20 protein-coding genes are annotated in these 18885 nt (G+C 54.3%); 14 read left to right on the forward strand and 6 right to left on the reverse strand.

The features are described 5' to 3' along the window. Positions 1-13: 13 nt before the first annotated feature. The 6 genes from argH (at position 14) to IEW12_RS00865 (ending at position 6246) form a co-directional block, all read left to right on the forward strand. The gene (gene argH / locus IEW12_RS00840; RefSeq protein WP_188564111.1) at positions 14-1408 is read left to right on the forward strand and encodes an argininosuccinate lyase; all 1395 of its coding nucleotides are present in this window, start codon (positions 14-16) and stop codon (positions 1406-1408) included. 253 nt (positions 1409-1661) lie between these two features. Continuing rightward, entirely contained in the window at positions 1662-2804 is a 1143-nt protein-coding gene (locus tag IEW12_RS00845; protein ID WP_188565573.1) for an ABC transporter substrate-binding protein, read from the forward strand. A 182-nt stretch (positions 2805-2986) separates the two neighbouring features. Further along, positions 2987-3868 (forward strand): branched-chain amino acid ABC transporter permease, encoded by an 882-nt coding sequence (locus IEW12_RS00850; protein WP_188564112.1) that lies wholly within the window; start codon positions 2987-2989, stop codon positions 3866-3868. 4 nt (positions 3869-3872) lie between these two features. Next, on the forward strand, positions 3873-4775 hold the full coding sequence (locus IEW12_RS00855; protein ID WP_188564113.1) for a branched-chain amino acid ABC transporter permease: 903 nt from the start codon (positions 3873-3875) through the stop codon (positions 4773-4775). After that, a complete protein-coding gene (locus IEW12_RS00860) occupies positions 4775-5542 on the forward strand; it encodes an ABC transporter ATP-binding protein (protein ID WP_188564114.1) in 768 nt (255 codons plus the stop codon). Before IEW12_RS00855 ends, IEW12_RS00860 begins: the two co-directional genes overlap by 1 nt. Then, the gene (locus tag IEW12_RS00865) at positions 5533-6246 is read left to right on the forward strand and encodes an ABC transporter ATP-binding protein (RefSeq protein WP_188564115.1); all 714 of its coding nucleotides are present in this window, start codon (positions 5533-5535) and stop codon (positions 6244-6246) included. Before IEW12_RS00860 ends, IEW12_RS00865 begins: the two co-directional genes overlap by 10 nt. Here IEW12_RS00865 and IEW12_RS00870 read toward each other — a convergent pair. Beyond that, on the reverse strand, positions 6235-7164 hold the full coding sequence (locus IEW12_RS00870; RefSeq protein ID WP_188564116.1) for a LysR substrate-binding domain-containing protein: 930 nt from the start codon (positions 7162-7164) through the stop codon (positions 6235-6237). The genes IEW12_RS00865 and IEW12_RS00870 overlap by 12 nt on opposite strands. Positions 7165-7323: 159 nt before the next feature. On the opposite strand from IEW12_RS00870, the gene IEW12_RS00875 reads away from it, so the two are divergent. Further along, positions 7324-8562: an MFS transporter gene (locus IEW12_RS00875; protein WP_188564117.1), complete on the forward strand. Its 1239-nt coding sequence runs from the start codon at positions 7324-7326 to the stop codon at positions 8560-8562. A gap of 87 nt (positions 8563-8649) precedes the next feature. On the opposite strand, the gene pmbA is transcribed toward IEW12_RS00875, so the two are convergent. Beyond that, a complete protein-coding gene (gene pmbA, locus IEW12_RS00880; protein ID WP_188564118.1) occupies positions 8650-10002 on the reverse strand; it encodes a metalloprotease PmbA in 1353 nt (450 codons plus the stop codon). 84 nt (positions 10003-10086) lie between these two features. Between pmbA and yjgA the strand changes: the two genes are divergently transcribed. Genes yjgA through IEW12_RS00910 form a run of 6 tightly spaced genes read left to right on the forward strand, consistent with a single transcriptional unit; the run spans position 10087 to position 13884 of the window. Beyond that, positions 10087-10686 carry a ribosome biogenesis factor YjgA gene (gene yjgA / locus IEW12_RS00885; RefSeq protein ID WP_188564119.1) on the forward strand — a complete coding sequence of 200 codons (600 nt, stop codon included), beginning with the start codon at positions 10087-10089 and terminating at the stop codon, positions 10684-10686. Beyond that, complete coding sequence (mog, locus tag IEW12_RS00890) at positions 10676-11320, forward strand: molybdopterin adenylyltransferase (RefSeq protein WP_188564120.1); 645 nt, start codon at positions 10676-10678, stop codon at positions 11318-11320. Before yjgA ends, mog begins: the two co-directional genes overlap by 11 nt. Then, positions 11321-11854, forward strand: a complete 534-nt coding sequence (locus IEW12_RS00895; protein ID WP_188564121.1) for a metal-dependent hydrolase — start codon at positions 11321-11323, stop codon at positions 11852-11854. Beyond that, positions 11851-12522 carry an alpha/beta hydrolase gene (locus IEW12_RS00900; RefSeq protein ID WP_188564122.1) on the forward strand — a complete coding sequence of 224 codons (672 nt, stop codon included), beginning with the start codon at positions 11851-11853 and terminating at the stop codon, positions 12520-12522. Before IEW12_RS00895 ends, IEW12_RS00900 begins: the two co-directional genes overlap by 4 nt. A 2-nt stretch (positions 12523-12524) precedes the next feature. Next, positions 12525-13223 (forward strand): phytanoyl-CoA dioxygenase family protein, encoded by a 699-nt coding sequence (locus tag IEW12_RS00905; RefSeq protein WP_188564123.1) that lies wholly within the window; start codon positions 12525-12527, stop codon positions 13221-13223. 16 nt (positions 13224-13239) lie between these two features. Further along, positions 13240-13884 (forward strand): esterase/lipase family protein, encoded by a 645-nt coding sequence (locus IEW12_RS00910; protein WP_229750842.1) that lies wholly within the window; start codon positions 13240-13242, stop codon positions 13882-13884. A 2-nt stretch (positions 13885-13886) separates the two neighbouring features. Here IEW12_RS00910 and IEW12_RS00915 read toward each other — a convergent pair whose 3' ends face one another. Together IEW12_RS00915 and purU are read right to left on the reverse strand one after the other, a co-directional pair. Then, positions 13887-14429 carry a YaeQ family protein gene (locus tag IEW12_RS00915; RefSeq protein WP_188564124.1) on the reverse strand — a complete coding sequence of 181 codons (543 nt, stop codon included), beginning with the start codon at positions 14427-14429 and terminating at the stop codon, positions 13887-13889. A 78-nt stretch (positions 14430-14507) separates the two neighbouring features. Continuing rightward, the gene (gene purU / locus IEW12_RS00920) at positions 14508-15377 is read right to left on the reverse strand and encodes a formyltetrahydrofolate deformylase (protein WP_188565575.1); all 870 of its coding nucleotides are present in this window, start codon (positions 15375-15377) and stop codon (positions 14508-14510) included. Positions 15378-15688: 311 nt separating this feature from the next. Between purU and IEW12_RS00925 the strand changes: the two genes are divergently transcribed. Further along, positions 15689-16717, forward strand: coding sequence for an NADP-dependent oxidoreductase (locus IEW12_RS00925; protein ID WP_188564125.1), 1029 nt, complete (start codon positions 15689-15691; stop codon positions 16715-16717). Between the two features lie 75 nt (positions 16718-16792). On the opposite strand, the gene IEW12_RS00930 is transcribed toward IEW12_RS00925, so the two are convergent. Further along, positions 16793-17761: a bile acid:sodium symporter family protein gene (locus IEW12_RS00930; RefSeq protein WP_188564126.1), complete on the reverse strand. Its 969-nt coding sequence runs from the start codon at positions 17759-17761 to the stop codon at positions 16793-16795. 147 nt (positions 17762-17908) lie between these two features. After that, on the reverse strand, positions 17909-18799 hold the full coding sequence (locus tag IEW12_RS00935; RefSeq protein ID WP_188564127.1) for a LysR family transcriptional regulator: 891 nt from the start codon (positions 18797-18799) through the stop codon (positions 17909-17911). Positions 18800-18885: the final 86 nt, after the last annotated feature.

The raw sequence follows: 18885 nt of genomic DNA on the forward strand, positions 1-18885 counted from the left end.
ACTGGAAACCACTATGACATCACAATTCTCTAAAAAAAGCGAGGCATGGTCTGCCCGCTTCTCCGAACCTGTCTCCGATCTGGTCAAACGCTATACCGCCTCGGTGTTCTTTGACAACCGCATGGCGGCCTTTGATATCCAGGGTTCGCTGGCGCATGCAGAAATGCTCGCTGCTCAAAATATCATCAACGCGCAGGATTACGCCGATATCCAGCGCGGCATGGCGCAAATCAAATCTGAAATTGATTCCGGCAAATTTGAATGGCTGCTGGACCTGGAAGACGTGCATCTGAACATAGAGAAGCGCCTGACTGAACTGGTCGGCGATGCCGGCAAGCGTCTGCATACCGGCCGTTCGCGTAACGACCAGGTCGCAACCGACATTCGCCTGTACGTGCGTTCCTCCATCGATACGATAGTTGGCTTGCTGGGCGATTTGCGCCTGGCCTTGCTGAACCTGGCGGAACAGCATGCAGAAACCATCTTGCCTGGCTTCACCCACATGCAGGTGGCTCAGCCGATCACCTTTGGCCACCATATGCTGGCCTATGTAGAAATGTTCAGCCGCGATGCAGAGCGTATGCAGGATTGCCGCAAGCGCGTGAACCGCTTGCCTTTGGGCGCCGCCGCACTGGCCGGCACGACCTTCCCTATCGATCGCGAACGCGTTGCCAAGACTTTAGGTTTTGAGGATGTCTGTCATAACTCGCTGGATGCGGTGTCCGACCGGGATTTTGCGATTGAATTTTGCGCCGCTGCAGCGCTGATCATGACGCACGTATCGCGCATGTCGGAAGAGCTGGTAATCTGGATGAGCCCGCGCGTGGGCTTTATCGATATTGCCGACCGCTTCTGTACCGGTTCCTCCATCATGCCGCAAAAGAAGAATCCGGATGTGCCGGAACTGGCACGCGGCAAGACCGGCCGTGTGAACGGTCACCTGATCGCGCTGCTGACTTTAATGAAAGGCCAGCCGCTGGCCTACAACAAGGATAACCAGGAAGACAAGGAACCGCTGTTCGATACGGTAGATACCGTCGTCGATACGCTGCGCATTTTTGCCGACATGGCGACCGGCATCACGGTCAAGGCAGATGCGATGCGCGCTGCTGCACTGCAAGGCTATGCCACTGCGACTGACCTGGCTGATTATCTGGTTAAAAAAGGCCTGCCTTTCCGTGACGCGCACGAGGCTGTGGCGCTGGCGGTCAGGACTTGCGTTGACAAGGGCTGCGACCTCAGCGATATGAGCCTGGCTGAATTACAGCAATTTTCCAAGCTGATAGGCGAAGACGTATTCGTCGTATTGACGCTGGAAGGCTCTGTAGCGGCACGTGATCATATCGGTGGTACTGCGCCGAACCAGGTGAAGGCGGCTATTGCCCGCGCGCGCAGCAAGCTGGATTAACCTCGCGCGGTTGTACGTCTGTCGGCGATACGATAAATCAAGGCAAGCCGAGGCTTGCCTTTTTTATGCGCGCTTTCAAGTTGTTTTGAGCTCCGTAGTACTACTTAAGTAGTTTATGTTGCATTGCCGCATGATGTTTTATTGCCGCACTTTCTAACCAAACATACAATTTCCGGCGATAATAAATGCAACAAGCTATTAAAAACTTGTAGATAAAACTTATAAACAGGAGGAGAGACGAATGTCCTATCAGATGAAAACGCTGGTTGCGAGTGCTTTGCTTGCTTGGTCCGCTGCCGGTGTTGCAGTTGCTGCCGATATTAAAATTGGCGTTGCCGAAGCCTTGACCGGCCCCGCCGCCAAATATGGCGTTGCGATCAAGAATGGATTTACGCTGGCTGCCGATGAGCTGAACGCCAAGGGCGGCATCAACGGCAACAAGATCGTGCTGGTGGTGGAAGATGAGCAAGGCAAAAAAGAAGAAGCGATCAACGTCTTCAAAAAATTGATTTTCCAGGATAAGGTACTGATGGTCTTTGGCCCAACCTTGTCCAATTCTGCTTTTGCAGCCGATCCTATCGCCAATGCATCCAAGACTGTTGTCTTCGGCACCAGCAATACGGCGGACGGCATTACCAATATGGGTCCTTTCACTTTCCGTAATTCCGTGATGGAAGCAGACGTGCTGCCAGTGACAACCCGCGCAGCGGTCAAGCAGTTCGGCATCAAGAAAGTGGCAGTCTTGTACGGTAATGACGATGCGTTCACCAAGAGCGGCTATGACGTATTCAAGGCAGCGCTGGAACAGCAAAAAATCGCAGTGACCGATACTGAAACCTATGCCAAGGGCGACGTCGACTTCAAGGCGCAACTGACCAAGATCAAAGCCACGAACCCGGACGCGATCATCTGCTCCTGCCTGGCCGAAGAAGCTGCGAACATCATTTTGCAGACACGTTCACTAGGCATGAAACAGCCCTTCGTCGGCGGCAATGGATTCAATTCGCCTAAGCTGTTCGAGATCGCCAAAGATGGTGCGGACAATACGCTGATGGGCAGCCCATGGTCGGCCGAAAACCCGGCTGCAGCCAACAAGAAATTCATGGCTGACTACAAGGCCAAGTTTGGCGGCGATCCTGATCAGTTTGCAGCCCAGGCTTTCGATGCGATGTACATCGTTGCCGAGGCTTTGTCCAAAGTGAAACTGAGCGGCAGCCTGGAAAAAGACAGACTGGCACTGCGCGATGCACTGCCTGCAGTGAAATTTGACGGCGCCACCGGCAAGTTCGCATTCCGCCGTGCTGCCCCTCAAGGCGGCAAGGAAGGCGGCTATGACGCACAGCAAGATGCAATCGTGAATATTGCCAAAGGCGGCAAATTCATCCTGTTGAAGTAAAATCAATGGCCACGGTCTGCACGTTTTAAAATGCAGGCAGTGGCCGTCGTCACCGTCCCAGGAAAGAGTTTAGGGGGTGAGCCTCCTTCTCTAGTCTCCTTGATGGGAGGCAGCGGACGGAAATAGCGCACCTTTCCTGCTCATCAAACGGGCAGAATTTTTATTTTTCATCAGCAGGTGCCATGTTAGAACAACAATTAATTAATGCCCTTTCGCTAGGCAGCGTGTATGCCTTGTTTGCGCTTGGGTTTACACTGGTATTCGGTGTGCTGGGCGTGATCAATCTGTCGCACGGTGCAATCTTCATGCTGGGTAGCTATGTCGCACTGCTGCTGGTGAACAAGTTTGCAATGTCCTTATGGATGGCCATGCTGCTGGCAATGCTGGTCACTGGCCTGGTGGGCTTGATCGTGGACTTCCTGGTATTGCGTCCGCTGCGCAAGCGCAATGCTCCTCATTTGATACCGATGATCGCCACCATCGGCGTCGCCATCATGATCACGAATATCGCCCAGGGTGTATTCGGTGCAGAAAACAAGCGTTTTCCTTTTGGCACTATCCCGGAAGATAGTTTCACTGTCGGCAACTTGCACCTGACCGCGGTGCAGCTGGCGATTGTGCTGATTTCCTTTGCATTGATGATCGTCTTGCTCGCTGTTATGCGCCGCACCCAGCTTGGCCGCGCATTGCGCGCCATTGCCGAATCCCCCAAAGCTGCTTACCTGCTGGGTATCAATGTGGAAGGCCTGTTTTTCCTGACCTCATTTGCCGCCGCAGCGCTGGGCGGTGCTGCCGGCGTACTGGTTGGCCTGTCCTTTAACGCGATTTCTCCATTCATGGGCCAGCCCATGCTGCATAAGGGAATTGCCGTCATCATTCTGGGCGGCATGGGCGATATCCGCGGTGCGATGATAGGCGGCCTGTTCCTGGGCTTTGCCGAAGTATTGAGCGTGGCCTATCTTTCCAGTGATTTCCGCGATGCAGTGGCGTTTGGCCTGCTGTTTTTGATCTTGTTAGTCCGTCCTTCCGGTATGTTTGGCAAGGTTTTGGAAAGAAAGGCTTAAGACCATGCTCGAATGGTGGGATGGTTTCTGGGCTATTTATAGCACCGTCATATTCAGCATAGGCATCAATGCGATGCTGGCGCTGTCGATTTACCTTACCTTGTCCTGCGGCCTGCTGTCGCTGGCCAATGCCGCCTTCATGGGCATAGGCGCGTACGCGGCTTCCATGATCAGCATGCAGACTGCACTGCCCTTCCCGCTTGCATTGCTGGCGGCTGCAGTCATGCCTGCACTGGTGGCCCTGATTATCGGCATTCCTACCTTGCGTTTGTCCGGTGTCTACCTGGCGATGGCAACCCTGGGTTTTGGCGAAGTGGTCCGGGTGATCGTCCTTAATATGGAAATCACCGGTGGTCCGATGGGCCTGAACGGCATTCCACTGAAAACCGAATGGTGGCATATCGTCCTGATACTGGCGGCAACGCTGTATGTGCTGGCCCGGCTGCGCCGCTCCAAGATAGGCCGTGCATTTGAAGCGATCAAGCAGGATGAGACTGCCGCGCGGCTGATGGGGGTGAATGTTTCTGCTTACAAATTGCTGGCCTTCGTGTTGGGTGCCGTGATTGCAGGGATCGCCGGCGGCCTGAATGCCCACTATACCTTCACGATAGGCCCCGGTAATTACGCGTTTGAAAATGCGGTGGATATCCTGACCATGGCAGTGTTCGGCGGCACCAGCAACCTGATCGGCCCCATCATAGGCAGCACGACGTTAACCTTGCTGCCCGAACTGATGCGTTATCTGAAGGACTTCAGGCTGGCGGCCAATGGCCTGATCCTGATCCTGGTCGTGTTGTATCTGCCTAAAGGCATCTGGGATCCTTTGCGCATTCGCGCCTTCTGGGAGCGGCGCGCATTGCAAAAACATGCGGCGAAGACCACTGGAAACACAGGAAAGGCTGGCTAATGCTGCAACTTAAAGGCATCAGTAAAAATTTTGGCGGCTTGCATGTTCTGCAGGACGTGAATTTCAACGTCGCGCAGGGTAGCATCTTCGGCCTGATTGGTCCTAACGGCGCAGGCAAGACAACCATCATCAATTTGATTACCGGCCTGCTCCGGCCTTCTAGCGGCGATATACAGTTTAACGGCCAGGACTTGACGTCGGTACAGCCGCATCAGATTACCAAGCTGGGGATTGCCCGCACTTTCCAGAATATCCGTATCTTCAAGGAGATGACGCTGCTGGAAAATGTGATTGTCGGCATGCACGATCATTTGAACTACGGCATTGCAGGTATTTTGCTGAATCTGGCATCGTTCAAGTCGGCTGAAGCAAAATCCAAAGCGCGCGCGTTGGAGTTGCTATCCTGGGTCAGGCTGGATCACAAGGCGCATATGCTGGCCGACAATCTTTCTTATGGTGAACAAAGGAAGCTGGAATTTGCCCGCGCGCTGGCGACCGAGCCAAAGCTGCTGCTGCTGGATGAGCCGGTTGCCGGGATGAACCCCGCAGAGAAGACCGAGCTGATGGCTGAGATCGTCAACATCAAGCAACGAGGCTTCACTATTTTCATGATTGAACATGACATGCGTTTTGTGATGGAGCTGTGCGAAAAGATTGCCGTGCTTAACTTCGGCAAGATCATTGCTGAGGGGCCTCCCGCTGAAATCCGCAGCGACCCTGCCGTGATTGAAGCTTACCTCGGTAAGGAGGATGAAGCATGGGAGTGATACTGCAGATTAAAGACCTCGCCGTTTCCTATGGGCACATAGAGGCAGTCAAAGGTATCAGCCTGGACTTGCACGAAGGTGAAATAACAGCGCTGGTGGGAGCCAATGGCGCGGGTAAAAGTACTTCTCTGCTCGCGGTATCCGGCCTGCTGAAACCGGTCGCCGGCCAGGTTGTGTTCGGCGGCAAGGACCTCACCAGGCTGGCTCCGCATCAGATCGTGCAGCACGGCGTGGTGCAGGTTGCAGAAGGCCGCGCCATCCTGACCACTCTTACCGTGCGTGAAAACCTGGAACTGGGCGGCTATACGCGCAAAGACCGGCCGGAAATGCTGAAGGATCTGGCCTGGGTGTTTTCACTGTTTCCTGTGCTGAAAACGCGTGAGGATGGTCTGGCCGGCAATTTGTCCGGTGGTGAGCAGCAAATGCTGGCTATTGCGCGTGCGCTGATGGCCAAGCCCAAGGTATTGCTACTGGATGAGCCCTCCATGGGGCTGGCGCCGTTGATGGTGCAGGAGATTTTCCGTGTACTGAAAGAGATCAACCAAACCGGTTTGACGATACTGCTGGTGGAACAGAATGTACGCCAGGCATTGAAGATTGCCCAGCATGGCTACGTGCTGGAAAACGGCAAGATCGTGCTGGCAGATAGCGGTAAAAACCTGTTGCATAATCCCAAGGTCATTGAGGCCTACCTAGGAGCCTGACACAGCCGGTTCATGTGCGGCGCGGCCCTGGTCTGCAACCGAGGCCGCCAAGCGCAGAAATGCATCCGTGATCACATTGTTTTCGGCAGCGAGCGTGGCCAGCATCAAGGCGGTTCTGGAGGATTTGCCTGCCATCGGCCTGTAGGTTACTCCCTCCAGCCGTATCTTTCTGAATGATTCCGGCAAGATGGAAATGCCGCAACCGGCCGCGACCAGGCCTATGATGGTGGATGCTTCCTGGGCCTCTTGCGCGATGCGGGGCTCAAAACCGGCTTCCCGGCACAGGCGCTGGACTTGCCGCGACAGCCCGGTGCCCACCTGGTGCGGATACATGATGAACGACTCTGCGGCCAATTCCTCGAACGGGACTGATTTATGGCCTGCCAGCCGGTGTTTGGCGGGCATTACCAGCATCAGCGGGTCTGAACTGAGCACGGTCAGCGATATGGTCTTACCCACCTCTACCTCCGTTGGGCGAATAAAGCCGAGATCAAGCTGACGCTCTTCTATTGCCGCTAATTGCCGCATGGTCGGCATCTCTCGCAGGCCCAAGGTCACTTGCGGGAACTCTGTCCTGAACAGATTGATCACGGCAGGGAATATCTCCGTGAATGGCGTGGAGGGCGTGAATCCTATCCGCAGTTCACCAATCTCCCCCCGGCCTGCCCTTCTCGCCGTCTGGCCTGCCTGTTCCGACAGGGCAAGGATCTTGCGCGCATCTTCCAGAAAGGATTTGCCCGCAGGCGTCAGCCGCACCCAGCGTTTGCTCCTTTCCAGCAACTGCACGCCGATTTCCTGCTCCAGCGCCTGTATCTGCTGGCTCAGCGGCGGCTGGCCTATATGCAACCGCTCCGCCGCCCGGGTGAAATGCAGCTCCTCGGCCACGGTGACGAAATAGCGCAGATGACGTAATTCCATGTGAGTAATCTTTTTAAAGTATAAAAAGCGATAGAAATATCTATTGGACTGCATTAAAGCATGGTTTTAGCATAGCGGCATGCATATATGCAATCCAGATTGTGTTGCTGTAGTGCCGTATTGTCTTATCGGCATTTGATCGAATGAACGAGGTCTTACATGAACAGCCAGCTTGCGCAGCCCGCAGTTGAAGCCGGTCCGGCGCAGATACAAATCGGCACCCGCGATTTCCAGCGTGTCAGGCGGGCGCTGTTTTTCGGCGGATTTTCCACCTTTGCATTGTTGTACTGCGTGCAGCCGCTGATGCCGCTGTTTTCGCATGAGTTCCATCTGAGCCCGTCGCAAAGCAGCTGGTCGCTGTCCGTCTCCACGGCGGCGCTGGCGCTCTGCCTGCTATTTGCCAGCGCGGTATCGGATGCGGTAGGCCGTAAGCCTTTGATGTGCTTTGCCTTGTTCGGTTCTGCACTGATGACGGTGTTGTGCGCCTTTGCACAGAACTACGCGCAATTGCTGGTATGCCGGGCCTTGCTGGGCATCGTGCTGGCTGGCTTACCTGCCGTGGCGATGGCCTATCTGAGTGAAGAAATAGAGCCCAAATCGCTAGGCTATGCGATGGGCCTGTATATAGGCGGCAGTGCATTTGGCGGTATGACGGGCCGGGTCGTTGCATCCATACTCAGCGATCACCTGAGTTGGCGCATGGCACTGCTGATCGTTGGTGTAGCCGGCCTGGCGGCGGCAGCGGAATTCTTGCGCAGCCTGCCTGCATCCAGGAATTTCAGCAAGCGCGCGCTGAGTTTTGTGGCGATGCCGGCAGCCATGCGCAAGCATCTGAGCGACGAGGGCTTGCCCTGGTTCTTTCTGATAGGCTTTCTGTTGATGGGCTGCTTTGTCAGCCTGTATAACTACATCAGCTATCGCCTGCTTTCTCCTGAATTCGGCCTGAGCCAGAGCGCGGTCGGCGCCATCTCCGCGCTGTATCTGATCGGCATTTTCAGCTCGGTATGGTCCGGCAAGATGGCTGATAAGTTTGGCCGGCGCAGAGTGTTATGGGCCTTGATTGCCGTGATGCTGTGCGGTCTGCTGCTGACGCTGGCGCACGGCTTGATACTGGTCATTGCCGGTATCGCATTATTTACCTTTGGTTTCTTTGGCGGACATTCCATTACCAGTAGCTGGGTGGGGCGCCGCGCCCGCCCGCCACAGGCTCTGGCATCTGCGCTATACCTGTTTGCCTATTATCTTGGGTCCAGCCTGATTGGATCCTGCTCCGGCTTGATATGGAAGATGGATGGCTGGAATGGCGTGGTGATGGTGCTTGCCGTGTTGTTGACGGCCGCCGTCGCCATATCCTTGCGGCTGTCCAGGCTGGCTCTGCTGCAGGTGCAGCCAGCCTGAAACAAAAAGACGAAAAAAATCCCCGCGCGAACGGGCGGGGATTTTATGGTGAAACCGGAAAAGGTTTTTTGAAACGACCTGCCCGGTTTAGCTGCCCGCTATCGTCATATTCTCGATCAGGATGGAGCCGGTCTCCTTGGTGCCGCGTATCAGCGTATCCGCGCCTATGGCGACGATCTGCTGGAACATTTCCTTCATGTTGCCGGCGATAGTGATTTCTTCCACCGGATACTGGATTTCACCCTTCTCTACCCAGAAACCGGATGCGCCGCGCGAATAATCGCCCGTCACGTAATTGGTACCCTGCCCCATCAATTCTGTCACCAGCAGGCCGGTATCAAGCTTTTTCAGCATGGCCTTGAAGTTATCGCTGCGCTTCGTCAGCGATGAAGTCATTGCCAGGTTATGCGAACCGCCGGCGTTACCCGTTGTTTGCATGCCCAGCTTGCGCGCGGAATAGCAGGACAGGAAATAACCCTGCAGCATGCCGTTCTCAACGACGCTGCGCTTGCGTGTCTGCACACCTTCATCATCGAACGGCGAAGAACCAACAGCACCGACCACATGCGGGTCTTCCAGTACCTGTATGTGCGAAGGAAAAATCTGGCTGCCCAGGCTGTCCAGCAGAAAACTGGATTTGCGGTACAGCGCGCCGCCGGATACCGCCTGGACGAATGCGCCGAGTAGTCCGGCAGCCAATGGTGCTTCAAACAAGACCGGACATTTGCGTGTATCCAGTTTGCGTGCATTCAGCCTGGCCAAGGCGCGCTGCGCCGCGTAAACACCGATTTCTTCCGGTTTTGCCAAGTTTTTAGCATTGCGTACTGACGAATACCAGTCATCGCGCTGCATGCGCGACCCTTTGCCTGCAATCGGCGCTACCGAGATGGTATGGCGGGAAAATGGATAGCCTCCAATGAAGCCACGGGAATTGGCCGACACAAAATGCGATTGCTGCACATGGACGCCGGCACCTTCGCTATTTGTTATGCGTTTGTCCACAGAAAACGCAGCCGCTTCCGTGCGGGTGGCAATTTGTATTGCCTCTTCCGCTGAAATCAGCCATGGATAGCACAGCTTCAGATCCTGGGGATGCATTTCAAGCAACTCTGCCTCCGGCAAGCCGGCGCAATCGTCTTCCGCGGTAAAGCGGGCGATGTTATAAGCGGCTTCCACCGTTGCCTGCAGGGATTGCTGCGAGAAATCAGATGTGCTGGCATTGCCGCGCTTCTGGCCGATATACACCGTCACGCCTATGCCCTTGTCCTTGTTTTGCTCTATGGTCTCGACCTTACCCTTGCGTACGCTGACAGACAAGCCACCGCCTTCACTGACTTCCACAGCGGCATCAGAGGCGCCCTTTTCGCGTGCAAATCGCAGCACATCCTGCGCAATTTGCTTCAATTGATCCTGGGTATGGGTAAAAACTGGTTGGCTCATAGGCTGTGTAATTTGGGGTGTACGAATAAAGAGGGTATCATAGCAGTCGTTTCAATAAGTTTATAGAATAAAGGCGCCAGAAATATGCCAAATCCAAATAGAGGCTCAGTGGGCTTCCAATCCAACGAGTTCGAGCAAGAATACGAACGCCCTTCCAAATCGCAACTAAAACGCGAAATGACTGCACTGCAAAAGCTGGGCCAGGAATTGGTCGAGCAACCGCGTGACAGGGTAAAGCGGGTACCGATGCCGGAAGATGTGCGCGATGCCATCCTGGAATGCCAGCAGATCAAAGATCACGAAGGCCGTCGCCGGCAGATGCAGTACGTCGGCAAAAAAATGCGTACGCTGGACGAAGACGAGATCGCTGCCATCCAGAAAACCCTGGATAGCTGGAAAGGTTTGTCCAAGTCGGATACCGCAGCAATGCACGCGCTGGAACGCCGCCGCGAAAAACTGCTGACAGATCCGGAAGCGCTGACAGCTTTGCTGGAAGAAAATCCTGAGCTGGATGTGCAGCATTTGCGTACCCTGATACGCAATGCCCGTAAGGAACAGGCAGAAAATAAACCGCCTAAAGCATATCGTGAAATATTCCAGATACTGAAGCAGATCGCCGCGGCCAGAAAGGGCGGCAGCGATGAGGATGAATTAGACGAGGATGCCGAGGAAGATGACGAGTGAGGTAAATGCGCAGCAAGCGCCAAGTGGCGTTAGCGCAACTGCCGAAACCCTGAAAATCGGCCTGGTGTCTATCTCCGACCGTGCTTCCAGCGGCGTCTATCAGGACCAGGGCTTGCCTGCGCTGCAGGAATGGTTCAGCAAGGCCTTGACTACACCGTGGACAATGGAAACGCGGCTGATACCGGATGAGAGGCCTGCCATCGAGCAAGCCTTGAAGGAGCTGGTGGATAGCTGCCTGTGTGATCTGGTGATTACTACGGGTGGTACCGGGCCGTCTCGCCGCGATGTCACTCCTGAGGCAACGCTTGCCGTTGCTACCAAGGAAATGCCGGGTTTTGGCGAGCAGATGCGCCAGATCAGTTTGCAATTCGTGCCTACCGCTATCCTGTCCAGGCAGGTGGCGGTGGTGCGTGAAACGGCAAGCCACGCCGCGCTGATACTGAATTTACCCGGTCAGCCAAAATCCATCAAGGAAACACTGGAAGGATTGAAAGATGCCGATGGCAAGCAACTGGTATCCGGTATTTTTGCGGCAGTCCCTTATTGCATAGACCTGATAGGCGGCCCGTATATAGAAACCAACGAGGCTATCTGCAAGGCCTTCAGGCCGAAGTCGGCGGTGCGTCCCAAATAAATGGCGACGATTATCTCGCATGCGCTGATCCCTTTATCCCTGGGTCTGGTTTTAAACAGGGACAAATATCCGTGGCGGCTGATTATTGCCGGCATGTTGTGTGCGATGCTTCCAGATCTGGATGTGCTGATGTTCAAATTTGGAGTCGCCTACGAATCTCCTTTTGGTCATCGCGGTTTTACGCACTCCCTGGCCTTTGCAGCGGCGATTGCTGCCATGCTCACCCTGCTGTCCAGGTATTTAAAAACAGCTAAGGCCAGGATATTCGGCTTCATTTTTATTGCAGCGGCCTCGCACGGCGTGCTGGATGCAATGACGACCGGTGGCCTAGGCGTGGAATTTTTCTGGCCAGTTTCTTTACAGCGTTATTTCTTTCCAGTGCAATTCATCCAGGTTTCCCCGATAGGCTTGCACAACTTCATGACGGCCAGGGGCCTGCAGGTCATCCAATCGGAGTTGGTGACCATCTGGCTGCCTTGTCTCGTATTTGTTTCCTTGATCAACATCTACTCCCACCAACGCACAAAACCATGAATCCATTACTCGATACCATAGAGCTGGAAAGCAGCCCTAACCCTACCGTTTCCATCATCTGGATGCATGGCCTTGGCGCCGACGGCAATGATTTCGTACCCATCGTCAATGAACTGGACTTGAGCGGATGCCCCGGCATACGCTTTGTATTCCCGAATGCGCCGACCATGCCGGTAACTATCAACGGCGGCTATGTGATGCGCGCCTGGTATGACATCCTGGGTACGGACATCGCCCGCCGGGAAGATGAAAACGGCCTGCGCGCGTCGCAAGCATCGATAGAGCAATTGATAGAACGCGAAAAGTCACGCGGCATTCCTGCGAACCGCATCATTCTGGCCGGTTTCTCGCAAGGTTGCGCGATGACTTTGCAGACCGGCCTGCGTTATCCGGAAAAGCTGGCCGGCCTGCTGTGCCTGTCCGGCTATGTGCCTTTGCATGATGCCGTTGCGGCCGAACGCAGTCCGGCAAACCAGGATGTGCCGGTGTATCTGGCACATGGCCGCGGCGATCCGGTGATTCAGATCCAGCGTGCCGAACAATCGCGCGACTTGCTGGTATCCATGGGTTACAAAGTAGAATGGCATGAATACATGATGCAGCACTCGGTTTGCCAGGAAGAGATCGATGATATCGGCGCGTGGCTGCGCCGCGTATTGGCCGCCTGATATTGCTGGCCGTCATGCTTCAAGCAGATATGCGGGCTGGGTTTGAGGTAAATGGTTACGCAATTGCCAGGAATTTCCTGAATTCGGAAGAGTTGCGGCTATTGACTGAGCATTGTGAGCCTGTCGCAGATCAGTATGGCGTCAGGAATTTCCTGCAGCGCTTCCCTCTTGTCCGGCAGTTACTGTTTACCCCGAAGCTGCATGCATTACTGCGCAGCTTCGGCTACCCTTTTGCGGTGCCGGTAAGAAGCCTGTTTTTTAACAAAAATGAAAGCCACAATTGGCTGGTGCCCTGGCACCAGGATCTTTCAATTGCCGTCAATCAAAAGGCGGACATGGCCGGGTATGCCAAATGGACGTTCAAGGATGACACCCATTATGTTGAGCCTCCGGTGGAGTTGCTTAACTCCATCCTGACTTTAAGGTTTGCGCTGGATGATACGGATGAAAACAACGGCGCATTGAAAGTCATTGCCGGTTCGCATTTGTCGGGAAAACTGGATTCGGCGCAAATCAGGCTTGCATCTGAAAAAGAACTACCTGTAAGCTATCTCAGTATGCAAGCTGGCGACTTGCTATTGATGAAACCATTACTGCTACATGCGTCGTCAAAAGCCTTGGCGACTTCAAACCGGCGGGTAGTCCACCTTGAATTGAGTGCCGAGGTTTTGCCGGCACCTCTCGCCTGGGCTGAATATTGATTGTTAGGGACAAGAAATGCGCATTCTGTACGTGCATGGCATGGGACGTTCCCCGGTTTCCGGTTTTGCCATGCGCAGCCGTTTACGTCAGAACGGCCATGTTTTTGACAGTTTTCACTACTCCGTCGCGCTGGAAAGCTTCGACGGCATATGCCAGCGCCTGAGCGATCGATTGCAAGAAATTGCTGCTGAAGGCGATTATATGGTGCTCGGGCATTCGCTAGGCGGCGTATTGCTAAGGGCTGTTATCGCCAAGTTGCCTGCAGGCACGCGCCTGCCCCGCCGCCTGTTCCTGGTAGGTTCTCCCACCAGCCCTGCCCGCCTTGCGGTCTGGCTGAGAAATTTCTTTCTTTACCGCTGGCTGACCGGCGATTGCGGCCAGTTGCTTGGGTCTGAAGAACGCATGCGTGCCGTGCCCGCCGCATCAGTGCCGACCACGGCCATGATAGGCAACAAAGGTTTGCACGGAAGGTTCAGCCCCTTTGGCGACGAAGGCAATGACTGCATCGTCGCCTTTTCCGAAGTGAGGGCCGATTGGGCCGATGAGATCGTGCATGTACCTATTGTTCACGCGTGGCAGCCGTCCAGCTGGTATATTGCCGATTTGCTGCTGGAACGGGTCAATGCGCTGGATTCGGTGCGCGCAAGCCTAAGCAGTTAAGATCAGCCTTCCGCCTTGAAGGTTTCCAGGTCTATCTGTACCGATTCTTCACCCGCTGTCAGCCAGATTTGCCCATCCTGTATCGTGCATTGCAATTGCATATTGCGTTGTGCGAGCTTTTCCAGGGCGGCGCTGGTGGCTGCCGGCACATTCATCACTTTCAGGTTCTTGGCTCTGTCCAGGCGGCTATTCATTTGCTTCCACCAGATATCGCTGGTGCTGGAATAGCTGTAGACCACGACCTTCTCGGATCTACCGCAGGCTTTCAAAAGGCGCCTGTCGTCCGGCTGGCCGGCTTCTACCCACAATTGTATGGCTTCGGTATAGTCTTTTTGCCAGAGGTCTGGCTCTTCCACATCGGAGAGACCCTTGGCGAAGGTCAGGGTTTCGCTGGCGTGGATGGCAAAGGCCAGCACCCTGACCATCATGCGCTCATCGGTTTCAGAGGGATGGCGCGCGATCGTCAGATTGTGTTCCGCATAGTAATTGCGGTCCATGTCGGAGATGCTCAGATCTGCTTTGTAGATAATTGATTTTAATGCCATGTTCTATTCGTTTTTACTTTGTTCGACTTGCTGTTGTGATGCTGAATTGATGTCTAGAGCGGATGTTTTGGAGCAGCCTTATTTGAAGACCACGGTCTTGTGGCCATTCAGCAGTATCCGGTGCTCGACAAACCATTTGACTGCGCGGGCCAGCACCACGCACTCGACATCGCGGCCTATCGCCGTCAAGGTATCCGGTTCCATCGCATGATCCACGCGCTCCACATCCTGCTCGATGATAGGGCCTTCATCCAGATCGCCGGTGACGAAATGGGCGGTCGCGCCTATCAGTTTTACGCCGCGCTCATGCGCCTGGTAATAGGGTTTTGCACCTTTAAAGCTGGGCAGGAAGGAATGGTGGATATTGATGGCCTTGCCCTTGAGCGCATTGCACATTTCCGGCGACAGGATCTGCATATAGCGCGCGAGAACGACCAGCTCGATATTGTTGTCGGCAACGATTTCCAGCACCTTCTGTTCTTGCACACGCTTGGCTTCTGCCGATGCGCCGGCCGCCAGCGCCAAGTGATGAAAAGGAATGTTGTAGCTGGCCGCTAGCTGGTAAAAGTCAGTATGGTTGGACACGATGGCACGAATTTCCACCGGTAGCAGGCCGCTCTTATAGCGGAACAGCAGATCGTTCAGGCAATGGCCGATCTTGGATACCATCAGCATCACGCGTGGCTTGTGATGGGCATCGTGCAATTGCCATTGCATCTGCATATCGCCGCCCAGGCTCGCGAACTCGGCACGCAGCGCTTCATCACTTATCTGGGAGTCTTCCGCCGAGAAATGCACGCGCATGAAGAAAAGCTTCGATTGTCCGTCGCCAAACTGGGCGGAATCGATAATATTGCAGCCATGCTGTGCCAAAAAGCCGGAAACCTTATGAACTATGCCTCGTTGATCAGGGCAAGACAAGGTGAGTATGTATTCTGGATGCATAATGATAAAGAAGGAGCTTTGGAATTCTTGTTTTAAATCGCCATTGCTTCATTGGCTGATTCGGCGTTGAAAGCGAATATTGTTTTGCAGAATGAAGCAAATACTTAACTTCTCATTATCTCACGCTGGAGCGCATTGGACTAGCACGAGGGCTGCAGATAGGCATAAAGATGGCGGGCAGATTAAAAATATAAGCACAAGTAAAAAGCACGATCGTTCTAAATAATGTATAGTTGCACACTTTGGCGCTTCTTTATGTGCCGCAAACGCGTCGTAAAACCGGTAGCAATTAATAAAACCATCCAGGAGACAATATGACTAGCGCCCTCGTCAACAAGCAGTTCCGCCTTGCAGCCCGCCCCGTAGGCATGCCTAAAAACAGTGACTGGTCGGTGACCACTGAACCGGTGCGCGACATCGTCGATGGCGAGATCGTCGTGCAAAGCATTTATCTGTCGCTGGACCCGGCCATGCGCGGCTGGATGAATGAAGGTAAATCTTACATCCGTCCGGTTGCCATCAATGAGGTAATGCGTGCAGGCGGCATAGGCAAGGTTGTTGCCTCCAAATCTACCAAATTTGCGGTAGGCGACTATGTGTCTGGTGCTACCGGCGTGCAAAATTACTGGGTGGGCGCGGCTGACGACAAGACTGCGGCATTTTACAAAGTCGATCCTAAAATGGCACCGCTGCCCAAGTTCATGAATGCGCTCGGCATGCCTGGCATGACGGCCTATTTCGGTTTGCTGGATGTCGGCATGCCCAAGGCTGGTGAAACCGTGGTGGTCTCAGGTGCTGCCGGTGCGGTGGGCCAGACAGTGGGCCAGGTTGCCAAACAAAAAGGCTGCCGCGTAGTCGGTATCGCAGGCGGCAAGGACAAATGCGATTTCGTCGTCAATGAACTCGGCTTCGATGCCTGCATTGATTACAAAGGCGGCTCGGTCAAGGATGGCCTGAAAGAACACTGCCCCAATGGCGTGGACATTTACTTCGATAACGTTGGCGGCGAGATCCTGGATACGGTGCTGACCCGCATCAATATGAAGGCACGTATCATTATTTGCGGCGCTATCTCGCAGTACAACAATACGACCCCGGTCAAAGGGCCTGCGAATTACCTGTCGCTGCTGGTGAATCGCGCCCGCATGGAAGGTATCGTTGTGTTTGACAATGCTGCGCGCTTCCCTGAGGCTGCCGCAGAAATGGGCAAGTGGATGGCGCAGGGCAAATTCCAGACGCGCGAAGACATCGTGCAGGGGCTGGACAATTTCCCCGATACGCTGTTGATGCTGTTTGAAGGTAAAAATTTCGGCAAGCTGATACTGCAGGTTGCCCAGGAATAAATGCGCTTAAATAGCCCGGAAATAAAAAAGCCGTACTGATCAGTAGTCAGTACGGCTTTTTTTCGAGGGCAGCTTTTACGTGCCTTTCCGGGACGCGTATTTTTGCGCCATGACTGCGCACACCATCAATTGCAATTGGTGGAATAGCATCAAAGGCAGCAAGACCATGCCTACCGATTGGCTGGCAAACAGCACCTTGGCCATAGGTACGCCGCTGGCAAGGCTCTTTTTGGAGCCGCAGAATACGACGGTGATTTCATCTTCCTTGTTGAAGCCGAAACGGCGGCTGGAGTAGGTTGCCAACGCCATGATGATGGCCAGCATGACGGCGCTGATGCCGATCAGGCTTACCAGCATATACAAGGGCAATTGCTTCCACAGCCCCTGCTCCACTGCTTCGCTAAAGGCGACATACACCACCAGCAGAATGGAGCTCTGGTCCACCATTTTCAGCACATCCTTATGGCGTTCTATCCACGGCGCGATCCAGGGACGGACGATCTGCCCTGCCACGAACGGCACCAGCAATTGATAGACTATCTTCAGGATGGAATCCAGCGAAGAGTGCCCTGCACCATGCGCGACAACGATCATGCCGACCAGCACCGGTGTCAGGAAGATACCCAGCAAATTGGAAGCCGAAGCGCTGCATATCGCCGCAGGTACATTGCCGCGCGCTACGGCCGTGAACGCGATGGACGATTGCACGGTGGATGGCAGCACGCACAAAAACAGTATTCCCAGATACAGGTCTGGCGTGATGATCAGCAGCAGCGCAGGTTTGAGCAACAGCCCCAGCAGTGGGAATATCGCGAAAGTGAACAGCAACACGGTCAGGTGCAGCCTCCAGTGCGATGCGCCGGCAATTACTGCTTCGCGCGATAGCTTCGCCCCATGCATGAAAAAAAGCAGGCCTATCATCAACGTGGTCAGCCAGTCAAAAGCGACCGCGACCTGGCCTGTGCAGGGGAAGAAGCTGGCCGTCAGGATCACGGTCAATAGCATCAGGGTCAGGTTATCGGGTAAGAAGCGAGGGCGTTTCATGGGGGAGCTATGCAAAAAGAACAAAATCGGAGAAGAGGCGGAAGCAGGTTCTACGCCAATATCGGGCAGCCCCCATTGTAAAGCATGGCGCCGGCTTCTTTTGCGGGTATTTCGGCCCTTCTGTGGATGGCGCTATCAAAACAGAGTTTAGTTTTTGTATATAGTGCTCAGCTTGTCTATCCATCCGCTGCTATTACTCTTCCTGCTCACCAGAACTACATTTTGCCGGCAGAAGTAAGGACAGCCTGTAATTGCCAGCGTTTGCATGCCCAGCGCATCGATGACGTAGTCAGGCAGATACGCCAGCGCCTGGCCGTCAGCCAGCAATTGGCTGATCAGCAGCAGGTCATCGCTGCGGAAGCGTATGGTCCTGGGAAAAATGTCATCGCGCCAACCGTCGCTTGCTGCATGGCGTTCCAGCGATACAAACGGCGGCGTCAGCAGCGCCGCGAAATCATGCTTCAGCACTTCTTCAACGGCTGCCTTATAGGCATGATACCCATTTGCCAGCACATGCTTATTGCTTATCGCAACTCTAAACTCTGTTTGGCCTAGGGGCATGCCTAGCAGGCGAGCATCCAGGTTTTCTGTGACGGTAGTAGTGACTACAGCTACATCGGCCTCGCCGTTGATCACCGAGGCCAGGGCGGCGTGCTCGGTCTTTTGCTCAAAACTGACCAATGCTTTGGGATAATTGTGTATTACTTTGGCTGCCAGCTCGCGTCCCCAGCCCAGATGCAGCAGCGCCGGCGCGGCGATCCTGCATTTGAAGGTATGCTTTTTGCCTGCAAATTCTGATTGCAATTGCTCTGCGGCTGCCAGCAGGTCCGCTGCACGCTCTTTCAGCTTCTCGCCGCCGGCATTGAGTTTCAGTGCCCTGCCGTCGCGGTCGAACAGGCGCACCTGCAATTCTTCCTCCAGTCTTTTCAGGGACTTTGACAAGGCTCCGGGAGTAAGATGAATCTGCTCCGCAGCCAGCGCCAGATTCTGATAGCGGGCTATCAATAAAAAATGCTTTAACTCGTTCAGGTCTATCATGGATGATTGAATATTAGTACATGATTATGGAATATTTATCGAACAAAAGTATATAGATATCGCCGATACTTTGCACATCTGATAAA

It is taken from the genome of Parundibacterium terreum, assembly GCF_014636315.1.
Lineage (GTDB): Bacteria > Pseudomonadota > Gammaproteobacteria > Burkholderiales > Burkholderiaceae_D > Undibacterium > Undibacterium terreum.

What these genes read in the sequence shown, in the direction of transcription:
- argH (WP_188564111.1), top strand. Translation starts at nt 14, where the DNA reads ATGACATCACAATTCTCTAAAAAAAGCGAGGCATGGTCTGCCCGCTTC.
- IEW12_RS00915 (WP_188564124.1), bottom strand. Translation starts at nt 14,429, where the DNA reads ATGGCATTAAAATCAATTATCTACAAAGCAGATCTGAGCATCTCCGAC.
- IEW12_RS00930 (WP_188564126.1), bottom strand. Translation starts at nt 17,761, where the DNA reads ATGAAACGCCCTCGCTTCTTACCCGATAACCTGACCCTGATGCTATTG.
- pmbA (WP_188564118.1), bottom strand. Translation starts at nt 10,002, where the DNA reads ATGAGCCAACCAGTTTTTACCCATACCCAGGATCAATTGAAGCAAATT.
- mog (WP_188564120.1), top strand. Translation starts at nt 10,676, where the DNA reads ATGACGAGTGAGGTAAATGCGCAGCAAGCGCCAAGTGGCGTTAGCGCA.
- IEW12_RS00925 (WP_188564125.1), top strand. Translation starts at nt 15,689, where the DNA reads ATGACTAGCGCCCTCGTCAACAAGCAGTTCCGCCTTGCAGCCCGCCCC.
- IEW12_RS00860 (WP_188564114.1), top strand. Translation starts at nt 4,775, where the DNA reads ATGCTGCAACTTAAAGGCATCAGTAAAAATTTTGGCGGCTTGCATGTT.
- yjgA (WP_188564119.1), top strand. Translation starts at nt 10,087, where the DNA reads ATGCCAAATCCAAATAGAGGCTCAGTGGGCTTCCAATCCAACGAGTTC.
- IEW12_RS00850 (WP_188564112.1), top strand. Translation starts at nt 2,987, where the DNA reads ATGTTAGAACAACAATTAATTAATGCCCTTTCGCTAGGCAGCGTGTAT.
- IEW12_RS00855 (WP_188564113.1), top strand. Translation starts at nt 3,873, where the DNA reads ATGCTCGAATGGTGGGATGGTTTCTGGGCTATTTATAGCACCGTCATA.
- IEW12_RS00900 (WP_188564122.1), top strand. Translation starts at nt 11,851, where the DNA reads ATGAATCCATTACTCGATACCATAGAGCTGGAAAGCAGCCCTAACCCT.
- IEW12_RS00865 (WP_188564115.1), top strand. Translation starts at nt 5,533, where the DNA reads ATGGGAGTGATACTGCAGATTAAAGACCTCGCCGTTTCCTATGGGCAC.
- IEW12_RS00895 (WP_188564121.1), top strand. Translation starts at nt 11,321, where the DNA reads ATGGCGACGATTATCTCGCATGCGCTGATCCCTTTATCCCTGGGTCTG.
- IEW12_RS00935 (WP_188564127.1), bottom strand. Translation starts at nt 18,799, where the DNA reads ATGATAGACCTGAACGAGTTAAAGCATTTTTTATTGATAGCCCGCTAT.
- IEW12_RS00845 (WP_188565573.1), top strand. Translation starts at nt 1,662, where the DNA reads ATGAAAACGCTGGTTGCGAGTGCTTTGCTTGCTTGGTCCGCTGCCGGT.
- IEW12_RS00870 (WP_188564116.1), bottom strand. Translation starts at nt 7,164, where the DNA reads ATGGAATTACGTCATCTGCGCTATTTCGTCACCGTGGCCGAGGAGCTG.
- IEW12_RS00910 (WP_229750842.1), top strand. Translation starts at nt 13,240, where the DNA reads ATGCGCATTCTGTACGTGCATGGCATGGGACGTTCCCCGGTTTCCGGT.
- IEW12_RS00875 (WP_188564117.1), top strand. Translation starts at nt 7,324, where the DNA reads ATGAACAGCCAGCTTGCGCAGCCCGCAGTTGAAGCCGGTCCGGCGCAG.